Below are 13,156 nucleotides of genomic sequence, written 5' to 3'. Positions count from 1 at the left end.
CGCGGTCGCGTCGCCGCGCAGCAGCACGTTCAGTTGCGGCGCGGCCGGCAGCGCGACGCAGGCGGCCAGCAACAGCGCCCCCCACGCGAACCACGGCGCGGTCACGCCGTTCAGGTCGCCGGTCAGCCAGAAGATGATCCCGCGCAGCCGTGCATCGGGCGCGAGCGACAGCAGCAGCGTGACGAGCGCGCCCCACCCGGCCGCGATCACGACGCCGGTGAGCAGCAAACGCGGCGACGCGTCGCGCGAATCGCCGCGCCCCAGCTCGCGGCGTGCGAGACCGAGCACCAGCGCGACCGACACGAGCGAACCGGCGAACGCCGACGCATCGACGAGCCACCACGCGCCGCCCGCGATCATCGCGACGAGCGCGAAGCCGGCCGCGCCACCCGACACGCCGAGCACGTACGGCTCCGCGAGCGGATTGCGCAACAGTACCTGCAGCAGTGCACCGGCCAGCGCGAGCAGCGCGCCGCATGCGAAGCCGGCGAGCGCGCGTGGCAGGCGCAGCGTGCGGACGATATCGGCGAACAGCGCGTCGCCGCCATGCGGCACGAGCGACGCGAGCGCCTGCCACGGCGACATCGGCACGCTGCCGATCGACAGCGACGCGACGAACAGCAGCGCGACCGCCGCGGCCAGTGCGGCCCAGATCGCGGTGGCGCGCGCGGCGCTCATGCCGCGCACGGCGCCGCATACGACGTGCGTCGCACCCGCTTGCGGCAGCGGACCGGTCGTGATTTGAGCGTCGCGCGGACGATTGGGGTCAGCATCGAAGAAGATTCCGTGAAGCATTGCGCGCCCCGCCTCCCCGCAGGCCGCGCGTCACGAAGCCCGTGCGGGCTCCCCGTCTCGGCCGGTATCCGGGCTGGCGGCGGTCCGGCTCGCCTTCCCGCGCGATGACGCGCAGTGGCCCGCGTCCGCATGCAGGAGCTGCACGTGAAACGCGCCCGAGCCGGCCTGCGTCACGAGACGCGGCCGCTTACCGTTGCGGGGGCAGCGCAGGTTGGCGGGCTTCCGGCGCCCGCGCCCTGCTTCCCGTTTAACCGCGCGTTCCACGCGCGAGCACCGAGGCGGCGCCAGTTTAGGAGCGGGTCGCGCGAGCGTCAAGGAAGCCTCCGGACACGCACGGGACGCGCCGATTCGCGGCAAGAAGCAGGGGTGTTACGACTGGAAACGTTACAGATGTCGGATTGCGCGTTATTCCGCGCTAAAATGCTGGGTCTTTAGAGGACGCAGCAAATGCTCAACGAACTCGAAACCCTATCTCAAAATATTGGCCGTCTGATTTCGCTGAACAAGCGCTATCACTCGGAACGGCTCGCGCTCGAGGAGCAGGTCGCGCAATTGCGCGCGGATGCGGACGCTGTCCGCACGGAACTCGCGCAACTGCGCGATGAACGCAATGCACTTGCGGCCGAGCGTGACACGCTGTCGGCAAAGATCGACGACGCCCAGGTGAAACTGAACGCGATTCTCGAAAAGCTGCCGCGCTCGAAAAATGCGGAGCAAGCCGACAACCAGCTCGACCTGCTGGATGCGCAGGCGCGTACGGATGGCGATGACGCGGCCAGCCATGGAGAACATGCATGAGCACCAAGCAGATCGAAGTCTCGATTCTCGGTCAGGCCTATCGGCTCGCCTGCTCGGCCGAGACCGAAGCGGCGCTGCTCGAAGCGGTCGCACGCGTCGACGCCGAAATGTCGAAAATCCGCTCGAACAGCTCGGTACGCGGCACCGATCGCATCGCCGTGATGGCGGCGCTGTCGCTCGCGTCCGAATTGCTGCGGCTGCAAACGAGCGTGCGGCACGGTGAAGCATTTCCGGCGGAGGAAATCCGTCGTACAATGCACCAGATGAACGAACAGCTCGGCGCGGTGCTCGCACAGCACGAGACGCAGTAACGTTTTAATCGATGCGTCGATTCCCCTTGATCTCGGCGATCAACGGTGGTCAAATTGGCGCATCGAATCACAGTTCAGTCAGCTTCCCTGCCTGGTTCGCCAAGGTCATATATTCCTTGAACCAATGCCATGTGCACGGTTGCGGAAATTTGTAGCACGGGCGCGCGCGTCACTCTGTCTGATGTACCCGAAGTGCTGCTAACTGCGACCAATTCTGAACCTCAGGTTCAGGATGCCGGCCTAGCGGCCAAGGCGGGGGCCTATCCAACGGCATCGGGCGAAGCCCGGTGCCGTTTTCTTTTGTAGCAGCCTCTTTCTGCGTCGATCACGATCCATGCAATACTGGCTGATGAAGTCCGAACCGGACGAAGCAAGCATCGACGATCTCGCCAACGCACCGCAGCGCTCGCTGCCGTGGACCGGCGTGCGAAACTATCAAGCGCGCAATTTCATGCGCGACACGATGAAGATCGGCGACGGCGTGCTGTTCTATCACTCGAGCTGCCCCGAGCCGGGCATCGCGGGCCTCGCCGAAGTGTCGTCGACGCCCTACCCCGACCCCACCCAGTTCGATCCGAAAAGCCCCTATTACGACCCAAAGTCGACTCGGGAAGCACCGCGCTGGCTGCTCGTCGACGTGCGCTACGTGAAAAAATCGCCGCTCGTGCCGCTTGCGGCGCTGCGCGAACACGACGAACTCGCCGACATGCGCGTGCTCGCGCGCGGCAACCGGCTGTCGATCACGCCGGTCACGCGCGCCGAATGGCGCTTCATCACCGAAAAGCTGATGAAGTAGGCGCGCGCCAAAGGTCAAATCTGGTCAGTCCGCACTGCCGCAACGGAACTCGCGGCACTTTCGCGCGGCCTAAGCAACCGCTGTCGGCCGATCAGGCCGGCTGTCGTTTTTTCGTCGCGCGGTACGCCCGCGTCGTGCACGCGCAATCCGCGTGCACGCCCTCGCACAAGGAGTCCAACAATGACCAAGAAATCCGCACTCGCGCTGTCGCTCGCCCTTGCCGCCGCCGTTCCCGCCGCGCTGACGCTCGCGTCGACCGCCGCGCACGCGCAAACCGCGAACCCGCACTTTCCGGAGCCCGCAGGCGTGCTGTCGCTGTCGTCGCAGGCCAGCGCGGACGTGCCGCAGGACATCATCCACATCACGCTGTTCTACGAGCAGCAGGCCAAGGATCCGGGCAGCCTCACCGCGCAGTTGAACCAGCGCGCCGATGCAGCGCTGTCGCAGGCGAAGGGCGTATCGGGCGTCACCGCACACACGGGCGCATTCTCCGTGTACCCGAGCACCGATCGTGACGGCAAGATCTCCGCATGGCGCGGTCGTACGGAAGTGGCGCTCGAATCGCGCGATTTCGCTGCCGCGTCGAAGCTTGCGGGCCAGTTGTCGAACCTGATGCAGGTCGCGAACGTCGAGTTCTCGCTGTCGCCCGAAGCACAGCGCGCGGCCGAGCAAAAGCTGACGACCGAAGCGATCAAGTCGTTCCGCGCCCGCGCCGACGAAGCCGCGAAGGCATTCGGTTACGGCAGCTACACGATCCGCGACGTGAACGTCGGCGGCGGCCGCAATGTACAGCCGTACCCGCGCATGATGGCGATGGCCGCGGCGCCGATGGACAGCGCGAAGATGAGCGCGCCGATCGCGGTCGAAGGCGGCAAGGCCACCGTGTCGGTCACCGTCAACGGCTCCGTGCAGATGAAGTAACGCGCAGCGCAGCGCACGGCAGTCCGAAATGAAAAACGCCGGCCCGAGGGCCGGCGTTTTGCGTTGACCTGCAGGGTGCCGATGCACGCGCCGATCGCACGTGCATCGATATCGCATCACGCAGCGGCATGCGCCGCGCGGCGGCGATACGCCCAGACCATCAGCGCGACGCCCGCGAGGATCATCGGCAGCGACAGCCACTGCCCCATCGACAGGCCGAGCGCGAGCAGGCCGAGGAAGTCGTCGGGCTCGCGCGCGAACTCGACCGTGAAGCGTGCGAGGCCGTAGCCGATCAGGAACAGCGCGGACACGGCGCCCATCGGCCGCGATTTGCGCGCGAAGAAGAACAGCGCGAAGAACAGCGCGATGCCTTCGAGCGCGATTTCATAGAGCTGCGAAGGATGGCGCGGCAGCATCTGGTATTGCATGAACACGTCGGCAAGATGCCACTTCTCGACGAGCTCCGGATGCTTCGGCAACCATGCCGCATCGTCGCGCATCGCGCCCGGGAACAGCATCGCCCACGGTGCCGAAGGATCGGTCACGCGGCCCCACAGCTCACCGTTGATGAAGTTGCCGAGCCGCCCGGCCGCGAGCCCCGTCGGCACCATCGGCGCGACGAAGTCGGTGACCTGCAGCCAGTGGCGCTTGCGCTGCCACGCGAACAGCATCATCGCGAGCGTCACGCCGAGGAAGCCGCCGTGGAACGACATGCCGCCTTCCCACACCTTGAATACGTCGAGCGGATGCGAGAAGTAGAAATCGGCCTTGTAGAACAGCACATAGCCGAGCCGGCCGCCGAGCACGGTGCCGAGCACGCCGTAGAACATCATGTCGTCGATGTCCTTCGCGGTCCAGCCCTGCGCCGCGACGTGCGGCAGCTTCAGCCGGATCCGGCCGACGACGATCGCCGCGATGAAGCCGACGAGATACATGAGCCCGTACCAGCGCACGGCCAGCGGCCCGAGATGGATCGCAACGGGGTCGAAATTCGGGTGAATGATCATGGGTTAGCGAAGAAGTTTTCGAATGCGGTACGGCCGTCGCAAACGCGCAGCACCGCGCGTTGGACGGCACCGGCGCGTCATCGTTCACGTCACGTGGCGAGGCCCTGCGCGCGCACGACGTCGATGAAGCCGGCCAGCACGGGGCTCACGTCACCGGTGCGCCACACGAGGCCTGTCTCGACGACCGGCGCGTGATCGGCAAGCGGCCGGTAGACCACGCCGGTGCGCCGCAGGTTACGCAGCGATTGCGGCACCAGTGCGACGCCCATGCCGGCCGACACGAGGCTGACGATCGTCTGCATCTGGATCGCCTCCTGGCCGATGTGCGGCGTTGCCCCCGCCGCGCCGTAGCAGCCCGTAATGATGTCATAAAAGCCGGGCGCCAGACGACGCGGAAAGATCACGAGCGGCAACGCGGCAACCTCGGCGAGACGCACGGGCTCGTCTTCCGGCGCATTGCTCGCCGCGGCCGGCATCGCCACCACCAGCGGCTCGCGCATGACGGGCAGGTACGACAGCCCGGCCGCGTGGCGCGGCGGCACGGGCGGAATGACGAGCCCCGCGTCGATGCGCCCCGCGACGAGCTCGTCGATCTGCACGTCGCTCGTCGCCTCCGTGAGTTGCAGCCGCACCTGCGGATAGCGCGCACCGAACGCCCGCAGCAGCGCAGGCAGCAGCCCGTAATCGGCGGTCGACACGAACGCGAGCGACAGCGAACCGGCCTCGCCGCGCGCGAGCCGTCGCGCCAGCGGCGGCAGCGCATCGGCCGCTGCAAGCAGCCGGCGCACGTCCGGCAGCAGCGCCGCCCCGACCGCCGTCAGCGCCACCGAGCGCTTGGTGCGCGCGAACAGCGCGACGCCGAGCGCATCCTCGAGCGCACGGATCGCCTGCGACAGCGGCGGCTGCGTCATCGACAGGCGTTCGGCCGCGCGGCCGAAATGGCGCTCGTCGGCGACGGTCACGAAATAGCGCCACTGGCGCAGGTCGGGAGTCGGATCGGCCATGGCTCTCTCATTCGAAAAACGACTTAATAAGCGACAAATAATATATTGGACATCACAATCCGGACACTCCATGCTTGATTGATCCGAACCGGCGCGTCGCTCGACGGCGTTGCCCAGACAACGATGGAGTCCCCCATGGCTTACAACCGTCGCTCGAAGCACATCACGCAAGGCGTGGCCCGCTCGCCGAACCGCTCGATGTATTACGCCCTCGGCTACCAGAAGGACGATTTCGACAAGCCGATGATCGGCATCGCGAACGGCCACTCGACGATCACGCCGTGCAATTCCGGCCTGCAGCGCCTGTCGGACGCGGCCGTCGCGGCCGTGAAGGCGGCCGATGCGAACCCGCAGATCTTCGGCACGCCGACGATTTCGGACGGCATGTCGATGGGCACCGAAGGCATGAAGTACTCGCTCGTGTCGCGCGAGGTGATCGCCGACTGCATCGAGACCTGCGTGCAGGGGCAATGGATGGACGGCGTGGTGGTGGTCGGCGGCTGCGACAAGAACATGCCGGGCGGGATGATCGCGCTCGCGCGCCTGAACGTGCCGGGCATCTACGTGTATGGCGGCACGATCCGCCCCGGCAACTGGAAAGGCCGGGACCTGACGATCGTGTCGTCGTTCGAGGCGGTCGGCGAATTCACCGCGGGCCGGATGTCGCAGGAGGATTTCGAAGGTGTCGAGCAGAACGCCTGCCCCACGTCGGGGTCATGCGGCGGAATGTACACCGCGAACACGATGAGCTCGTCGTTCGAGGCGCTCGGGATGTCGCTGCTGTACTCGTCGACGATGGCGAACCCCGACCAGGAGAAGGTCGATTCGGCCGCCGAATCGGCGCGTGTGCTCGTCGAGGCCGTGAAGCGCGACCTGAAGCCGCGCGACATCATCACGAAGGAGTCGATCGAGAACGCGGTGTCGGTGATCATGGCGACGGGCGGCTCGACCAATGCAGTGCTGCACTACCTCGCGATCGCGCACGCGGCCGAGGTCGACTGGACGATCGAGGACTTCGAGCGCATCCGCAAGCGCGTGCCCGTGATCTGCGACCTGAAGCCGTCGGGGAAGTACGTCGCGACCGACCTGCACCGGGCCGGCGGGATTCCGCAGGTGCTGAAGATCCTGCTCGACGCGGGGCTGCTGCACGGCGACTGCATGACGATCACCGGCCGCACGCTCGCCGACGAGCTGAAGGACGTGCCGGGCGTGCCGCGCGCGGATCAGGACGTGATCTTCCCGATCGACCGCGCGCTGTACAAGGAAGGCCACCTCGCCATCCTGAAGGGCAATCTCGCGGAAGACGGCGCGGTCGCGAAGATCACCGGCCTGAAGAACCCGGTGATCACGGGCCCGGCACGCGTGTTCGACGACGAGCAGAGCGCGATGGATGCGATTCTCGGCGACCGGATTCGCGCCGGCGACATCCTCGTGCTGCGCTACCTCGGCCCGAAGGGCGGCCCCGGCATGCCGGAAATGCTCGCGCCGACGTCGGCGATCATCGGCAAGGGGCTCGGCGAATCGGTCGGCTTCATCACGGACGGCCGCTTCTCGGGCGGCACCTGGGGGATGGTGGTCGGCCACGTCGCGCCCGAGGCGTTCGTCGGCGGCACGATCGCGCTCGTGCAAGAGGGTGACTCGATCACGATCGACGCGCATCGGCTGCTGCTGCAGCTGAACGTCGATGATGCGGAACTCGCGCGCCGCCGCGCCGCATGGCAACAGCCCGCGCCACGCTACACGCGCGGCGTGCTCGCGAAATTCGCGGCGCTCGCCCGCCCGGCGAACAAAGGTGCCGTCACCGGTTGATCCGGGCACGTCAAGACATGCGACCCCGATAAACATGGCCGCCGGGGGAACGCGCAAAACGCGCTTTCCCTTTGCTTCTATAATGCGCGGACCATGTAGCCGGCCGTCCCCGCCGGCGGAGAACCGCATGAAACATTCGATATTGCGCGTCCTGCTCGCCACCTTGCTGATCGGCAGCGGGGCAGCGGCGCGCGCCGACCAGGCCGACGGGCTCGCGCTGGCTCAGCGCAAGAACTGCATGGCCTGCCACGCGATCGGCAAGCCGCTGATGGGCCCGTCGTTCCAAGACATCGCCGGCAAGTATGCGCCGCGCGGCGACGCCGTCGATTACCTTGCCCAGTCGATCGTGAAAGGCAGCGTCGGCGTATGGGGCGGCGTGCCGATGCCCGCCAATACGCAACTGACGAACAGCGAAGCCCACACGCTCGCGCAATGGGTGCTGTCGGTGCGCTGACCCGGACGCCCGGGCCGAATAGCTGACCTGCCGGATTCCTCGCCCGCGCAGTACCCCGCCGGTAGCTTCACCGGCCTTTACTGGAATCGCACCCCGCTTTTCAGCGAAACGCCCGTTGCTTAGCCGGAATGACCGGCGCGGCGTCGTGCGATCTCTTCGTCGACCGCGTCGCGGACCCAGCCCATCACCTCGGTTTCCAGCGCCAGCGCCACTTCGCGCGTGATCTGGCCGACCAGCCAGGCCGAATGCTCATGCAGTGCATCGCGACAGCGGGCTTCGATCGCGTCGCGCCCTTCCCCGGTCAGATAGTTCGTCAGGCGATTGCGCAGGCGCTCGGCGATGTGCTGCGCATCTTCCGCCGTCAGCCCGGCTGCAGCCTGCGCTTCAGGCTGCCGCGCAGCAACTGGTACAACGGCCTCCGGCAGGTGCGCTTCACGCGCGTGCCCCACCGCCTCATGCGCCACCGCTGCGAACGCGGGTAGCGGCACATCGGCGTCGGCCAGCGACGATTGCAGCGGCGCGCACATGGCCGCCGAATCTTCGGTGACCACGTGCTCCGAGGCGCCGGGTTCGGCCGGCGCATCGGTCTCGCCCATCGCTGTCGCGGCAGCCGTCGCCACGTCGCCCGGCAGTTCGACCGCCGGCACGTGCGGCGTCGGCACGCATTCGACCACGACGGAATCGGGGTCACGTTCACTTGGGATGGAATCGGCCGGCGCCGCATCTGCGGCGTGCGGCGCGACCACGTCGGTGAGCACCGGAATCGCCGCGCTGGCGGGCGGCTGCGGCGCGTCGGGCGCGGGCGAGCGCGCCGGCACCGGCTTGCCCGGCACCAGCACGTCGGTCAGCGTCGGGATCGAGGATGAATCGGCTTCGGTCACGGGAACACTCCGTTGACGGTTGCGGCTAGCTGCCCTGCTTGTAGTTGTTCAGCGCGTAGCCGCGGTCGCGGTAGAACCGGTAGCGGTCGCGGCCCGCGGCCAGCTCGTCCGGCGCATTGCCGACCACTTCGAGCAGGCGCTCGAAGCGGGCGAACTGCGCGGGCACGGCTGCGCCGAGGTTCAGCAGCACGTGATGATGCGGCGCGCGGTCGAGATCCGCGGCCAGCACGATCGGCGTGCCGGCTGCGTGCTCGCTGTCGACACCGCAATGCGGGATGAAATCGAGCGGCGAGAACGTCCAGAGCCGCTCGTCGAGCGCGCGCAGGCGCGCAGGCTCGGCGAGCACGACGACCGGCTGCCCGGCCAGGTAGGCCTTGCGCAGCAGCCGGCACGCGTACGCGAGCGAATCGCCGACGTTCGAGTGGAAATCGATCCGCGTCATTGCCCGCGTACCCGCAGCGTCGTCAACACCGCCATCACTGGCCGGCGCGGTCGATCAGGAACTGCGCGAGAAGCGGCACCGGACGGCCCGTCGCGCCCTTCGCCGCGCCACCCTTCCATGCGGTGCCCGCGATGTCGAGGTGGGCCCACGGATAGCTCTCGGTGAAGCGCGACAGGAAGCACGCGGCCGTCACGGCGCCGGCCGGGCGCCCGCCGATGTTCGCGAGATCCGCGAAGTTCGACTTCAGCTGATCCTGGTACTCGTCGTCGAGCGGCATGCGCCATGCCGGGTCGTTCGCCTCGCGCGACGCGTCGAGCAGTTCGCCCGCGAGCGCGTCGTCCGTCGAGAACAGGCCGCTGTTGTGGCCGCCCAGCGCGATCACGCACGCGCCCGTCAGCGTGGCAACGTCGATCACGGCGGCCGGCTTGAAGCGCTCGGCATACGTGAGCGCGTCGCACAGGATCAGACGGCCTTCGGCGTCGGTGTTCAGCACCTCGATCGTCAGGCCCTTCATGCTGGTGACGATGTCGCCCGGCTTCGTCGCGTTGCCGCCCGGCATGTTCTCGCAGGTCGGCACGATCGCGACGACGTTGATCTTCAGGCCCATCTCGGCGACCGCACGCATCGTGCCCAGCACGGAACCCGCGCCGCACATGTCGTACTTCATCTCGTCCATGCCCTCGCCCGGCTTCAGCGAGATGCCGCCCGTGTCGAACGTGATGCCCTTGCCGACCAGCACGACCGGCGCGGCCTTCGCGGCGGCGCCCTGGTAGTGCAGCACGATGAACTGCGGCGGCTCGACCGACGCGCGCGCGACCGACAGGAACGAGCCCATCTTCAGCGCCTGGATCTGCTTGAGCCCGAGCACTTCCGCCTTCAGGCCCCAATCCTTCGCGATCTTCTTCGCGGTGTTGCCGAGGTAGGTCGGCGTGCAGACGTTGCCCGGCAGGTTGCCGAGGTCGCGGGTGAGATCCATCCCGTTCGCGAGCGCGACGGCCTGCTTGACCGCGACCTTCGCGGCCTTTTCGTCGGACGGATCGACGCTGAACACGACGCGCTTGAGCGTGTGCGACGCCGGCTCCGGCTTGCTCTTCATCTGCGTGAAGCGGTAGGTCTCGTTGCGCAGCGCGAGGATTGCCGCGCGCACGCCCCAGTCGGAGCTGCGCTCGTCGACCGGCAGTTGCGCGAGCGTGAACGTGACCTGGACGACCTTGGTCGCCAGCAGCGCGCGCCATGCGGCCGTCACGGCATCGTTATAGGCTTTCTGATTGAAAGCATCCTGCTTGCCGAGGCCGACCAGCAGCACGCGCGACGCGCCGATGCCCGACACTTCGTGCAGGAACAGCGTCTTGCCGCGCTTGCCGTCCATGTCGCCGGCCTTGATCACGCGCGAAACCAGCCCCTTGGTGGCCGTGTCGATATCGAGCGCCGCGCCCGACAGGGTCTGCGCCTCGAAGATGCCGAGCACGATGCAGTCGGACTTCCCGGTCAGGAACCCCTTCGCCTCGCCTTTGCTCCAATCACAGCCTTTTATGCTAAAGTCCATCGCGCTTGTCCTCGGATAAAATCTGGGCTAAGGATGAAAGCCGCAATTATCCGCTATTTTTCCCGTGGCGGCGCGAGCGCTCCACCACGCGTGCGCAGCCTCCCGCCCTCTTCTCATCAAGAATGATCTTCGAACGCTCCCTCCAGCGCGAGCTTGCGTATACGGCTGGCGCCGTGTTCATGGTGCTGCTCACGATCATGCTCACGACGATGATGATCCGCATCGTCGGCTACGCCGCGTCCGGTGAAATCGATCCGCGGGACGTCCTCGTGCTGATCGGCCTCACCGTGATCGGCTACCTCGCCGTGATGCTCGTCGTCACGCTGTTCGTGTCGATCCTGTTCGTGCTGACCCGGTGGTACCGGGACTCCGAAATGGTCGTGTGGCTCGCGTCCGGCGTGAGCCTCACGCGCCTCATCAAGCCGATCGGCGTGTTCGCCACGCCGATCATCCTGCTGATCGCCTTCTTCGCGTTCGTCGGCTGGCCGTGGTCGAACCAGCAAAGCAAGATGATCAAGGCGCGCTTCCAGCAGCGCGACGAGATCTCGCTGCTCGCGCCGGGCCAGTTCCGCGAATCGGCCTCGAACCACCGCGTGTTCTTCATCGAGAAGATGACGCCCGACCAGAGCAAGGTGCAGAACGTGTTCGTGACCTCGACCGAGAACGGCAAGGTCAACGTGGTCGTGTCGCAGACCGGGCACACGGAAACGCGCGACGGCAGCCGCTTCGTCGTCCTGGAGGACGGCCGCCGCTACGACGGCACGCCCGGCCAGCCGAACTTCAAGATCATGGAGTTCGAGCGCTATGGCGTGAAGATCACGAGCACCCCGGTCACCAACGTGCAGACCACCAACAGCACGCCGACGCCGGACCTGCTGCGCAACCCGACGAACGACAACCTCGCGGAATTCGCGTGGCGCGCGGGGCTGCCGCTGATCGCGATCAACCTGATGGTGCTCGGCATTCCGCTGTCGTACCAGAACCCGCGCCGCAGCCGCACGATCAACCTCGTGATGGCCGTGCTGATCTACCTCACGTACTCGAACCTGCTGAACGTCGTGCAGTCGCAGATCGAGCAGGGCAAGATGTCGTTCGGCGTCGGTCTCGTCGGCCTGCATCTGGTCGTCGCGGCGATCGTCGCGTTCATCTTCTGGTTGCGCGTGCGCAATCGTCCGCTGTTTACACGCGCGCTGTTCGGCCGCTCGGGAGCATGATCGATGCGGCTCTATGAAAAGTACTTCGCGCGACAGATCTACGTCACGTTCGTCTTCATCCTGTTCGCGTTCTCGGGCCTGTTCTTCTTCTTCGACCTGATCAGCGAACTGAACTCGGTCGGGCACGGCAACTACAAGTTCGGCTACGCGGTGCTGCGCGTCGCGCTGCAGACCCCGTCGCGCTTCTACGAAATCATCCCGGTCGCCGCGCTGATCAGCGCGATCTACGTGTTCGCGCAGATGGCCGCGAACTCGGAATTCACGATCTTCCGCGTGTCGGGCCTCGCGACCAACCAGGCGCTGCGCTCGCTGCTGAAGATCGGCGTGCCGCTGGTGATCATCACCTACCTGATCGGCGAATTCGTCGGCCCGTACGCCGACCAGCTGTCCGAACGCGTGCGGCTGCAGGCGCTCGGCGCATCGGTGTCGTCGAACTTCCAGTCGGGCGTGTGGGTGAAGGACACGCTCGCGGCCCGTGAAAACGGCGAGCAGGTCACGCGCTTCGTCAACGTCGGCAGCCTGTCGCCCGACTCGACGATCAGCAACGTGCGCATCTACGAATTCGATTCGAAATTCCAGCTGCGCAACGTGCGGATCGCGCAGACGGGCCGCTACGAGCCGCCCGGCCACTGGCTGCTGAAGGGCGTCAACGAAACCGAGCTGACGCCGATCAAGCCGATCAGCGGCCAGCCGGCCGATGCGCTGAACCCCGTGTACCGGTCACAGCAGGTATCGCTGCCCGAATACCGGCTGCGCTCGGATCTGACGCCGCAGATCCTGTCGGTGCTGCTCGTGTCGCCGGACCGCATGTCGATCATCAACCTGTTCCGCTACATCCAGCATTTGCGCGAGAATCAGCAGGACACGCAGCGCTACGACATCGCGCTGTGGCGCAAGCTGCTGTATCCGTTCGCAGTGTTCGTGATGCTCGTGCTGTCGCTGCCGTTCGCGTACCTGCACACGCGTGCGGGCGTGGTCGGCGTGAAGGTGTTCGGCGGCATCATGCTCGGCATGAGCTTCCAGCTTCTCAATACGCTGTTCTCGCACATCGGCACGCTGAACACGTGGCCCGCGCCGCTCACCGCGGCGACGCCGGGCCTGATCTATCTCGCGCTCGGCCTGTTCGCGCTCAAGTGGGTCGACCGGCACTGAGCGCCGCGTCACGACGGAGGTTTCGA

At 66.7% G+C, this 13,156-nt stretch carries 14 protein-coding genes, 1 other RNA gene and 1 riboswitch; of the genes, 9 read left to right on the top strand and 6 right to left on the bottom strand.

Annotated elements, in window-relative coordinates; genetic code table 11:
• Nucleotides 1-795, bottom strand: a 795-nt coding sequence (locus G3N98_RS25005) for an iron chelate uptake ABC transporter family permease subunit (protein ID WP_241026069.1), incomplete at its 3' end; no start/stop codon positions are given.
• 41 nt (nt 796-836) lie between these two features.
• A riboswitch (cobalamin riboswitch) is annotated at nt 837-1,088 on the bottom strand.
• A 154-nt stretch (nt 1,089-1,242) separates the two neighbouring features.
• Between G3N98_RS25005 and G3N98_RS25000 the strand changes: the two genes are divergently transcribed.
• The 5 genes from G3N98_RS25000 to G3N98_RS24980 all read left to right on the top strand — a co-directional run bounded on the left by G3N98_RS25000 (nt 1,243) and on the right by G3N98_RS24980 (nt 3,621).
• Nucleotides 1,243-1,593: an ATPase gene (locus G3N98_RS25000; RefSeq protein ID WP_089473397.1), complete on the top strand. Its 351-nt coding sequence runs from the start codon at nt 1,243-1,245 to the stop codon at nt 1,591-1,593.
• A complete protein-coding gene (locus tag G3N98_RS24995; RefSeq protein WP_011352906.1) occupies nt 1,590-1,904 on the top strand; it encodes a cell division protein ZapA in 315 nt (104 codons plus the stop codon). Before G3N98_RS25000 ends, G3N98_RS24995 begins: the two co-directional genes overlap by 4 nt.
• A gap of 81 nt (nt 1,905-1,985) precedes the next feature.
• A non-coding RNA gene (ssrS, locus tag G3N98_RS24990) (6S RNA) lies at nt 1,986-2,167 on the top strand.
• A gap of 71 nt (nt 2,168-2,238) precedes the next feature.
• A complete protein-coding gene (locus G3N98_RS24985) occupies nt 2,239-2,700 on the top strand; it encodes an EVE domain-containing protein (protein WP_021160795.1) in 462 nt (153 codons plus the stop codon).
• A 180-nt stretch (nt 2,701-2,880) separates the two neighbouring features.
• Complete coding sequence (locus G3N98_RS24980) at nt 2,881-3,621, top strand: SIMPL domain-containing protein (protein WP_089426114.1); 741 nt, start codon at nt 2,881-2,883, stop codon at nt 3,619-3,621.
• 116 nt (nt 3,622-3,737) lie between these two features.
• Here G3N98_RS24980 and lgt read toward each other — a convergent pair whose 3' ends face one another.
• Both lgt and G3N98_RS24970 read right to left on the bottom strand, forming a co-directional pair.
• Nucleotides 3,738-4,628 carry a prolipoprotein diacylglyceryl transferase gene (gene lgt, locus G3N98_RS24975; protein ID WP_069248621.1) on the bottom strand — a complete coding sequence of 297 codons (891 nt, stop codon included), beginning with the start codon at nt 4,626-4,628 and terminating at the stop codon, nt 3,738-3,740.
• Nucleotides 4,629-4,717: 89 nt separating this feature from the next.
• Complete coding sequence (locus tag G3N98_RS24970) at nt 4,718-5,632, bottom strand: LysR substrate-binding domain-containing protein (RefSeq protein ID WP_089473398.1); 915 nt, start codon at nt 5,630-5,632, stop codon at nt 4,718-4,720.
• A 135-nt stretch (nt 5,633-5,767) separates the two neighbouring features.
• Here G3N98_RS24970 and ilvD point away from each other — a divergent pair, with 135 nt between their 5' ends.
• Entirely contained in the window at nt 5,768-7,441 is a 1,674-nt protein-coding gene (gene ilvD / locus G3N98_RS24965) for a dihydroxy-acid dehydratase (protein WP_206149486.1), read from the top strand.
• 127 nt (nt 7,442-7,568) lie between these two features.
• A complete protein-coding gene (locus G3N98_RS24960) occupies nt 7,569-7,895 on the top strand; it encodes a c-type cytochrome (protein ID WP_206149485.1) in 327 nt (108 codons plus the stop codon).
• Between the two features lie 119 nt (nt 7,896-8,014).
• Here the strand turns inward: G3N98_RS24960 and G3N98_RS24955 are convergent, their stop codons facing one another.
• Genes G3N98_RS24955 through G3N98_RS24945 form a run of 3 tightly spaced genes read right to left on the bottom strand, consistent with a single transcriptional unit; the run spans nt 8,015 to nt 10,764 of the window.
• Nucleotides 8,015-8,776 (bottom strand): DUF2486 family protein, encoded by a 762-nt coding sequence (locus tag G3N98_RS24955; protein ID WP_206149484.1) that lies wholly within the window; start codon nt 8,774-8,776, stop codon nt 8,015-8,017.
• 25 nt (nt 8,777-8,801) lie between these two features.
• The gene (locus G3N98_RS24950; protein ID WP_039368072.1) at nt 8,802-9,218 is read right to left on the bottom strand and encodes a DNA polymerase III subunit chi; all 417 of its coding nucleotides are present in this window, start codon (nt 9,216-9,218) and stop codon (nt 8,802-8,804) included.
• 34 nt (nt 9,219-9,252) lie between these two features.
• Nucleotides 9,253-10,764 (bottom strand): leucyl aminopeptidase, encoded by a 1,512-nt coding sequence (locus G3N98_RS24945; RefSeq protein WP_089426120.1) that lies wholly within the window; start codon nt 10,762-10,764, stop codon nt 9,253-9,255.
• Between the two features lie 122 nt (nt 10,765-10,886).
• Between G3N98_RS24945 and lptF the strand changes: the two genes are divergently transcribed.
• Complete coding sequence (gene lptF, locus G3N98_RS24940) at nt 10,887-11,978, top strand: LPS export ABC transporter permease LptF (RefSeq protein WP_089426121.1); 1,092 nt, start codon at nt 10,887-10,889, stop codon at nt 11,976-11,978.
• A gap of 3 nt (nt 11,979-11,981) precedes the next feature.
• Entirely contained in the window at nt 11,982-13,130 is a 1,149-nt protein-coding gene (gene lptG / locus G3N98_RS24935; protein WP_089426122.1) for an LPS export ABC transporter permease LptG, read from the top strand.
• The last annotated feature ends 26 nt before the right edge of the window (nt 13,131-13,156 follow it).

The organism is Burkholderia sp. Tr-20390 (genome assembly GCF_017104595.1).
Taxonomy (GTDB): Bacteria; Pseudomonadota; Gammaproteobacteria; order Burkholderiales; family Burkholderiaceae; genus Burkholderia.
Note: the sequence above shows the minus strand (reverse complement) of the source record. Positions and strands in the feature narration are given on the sequence as shown.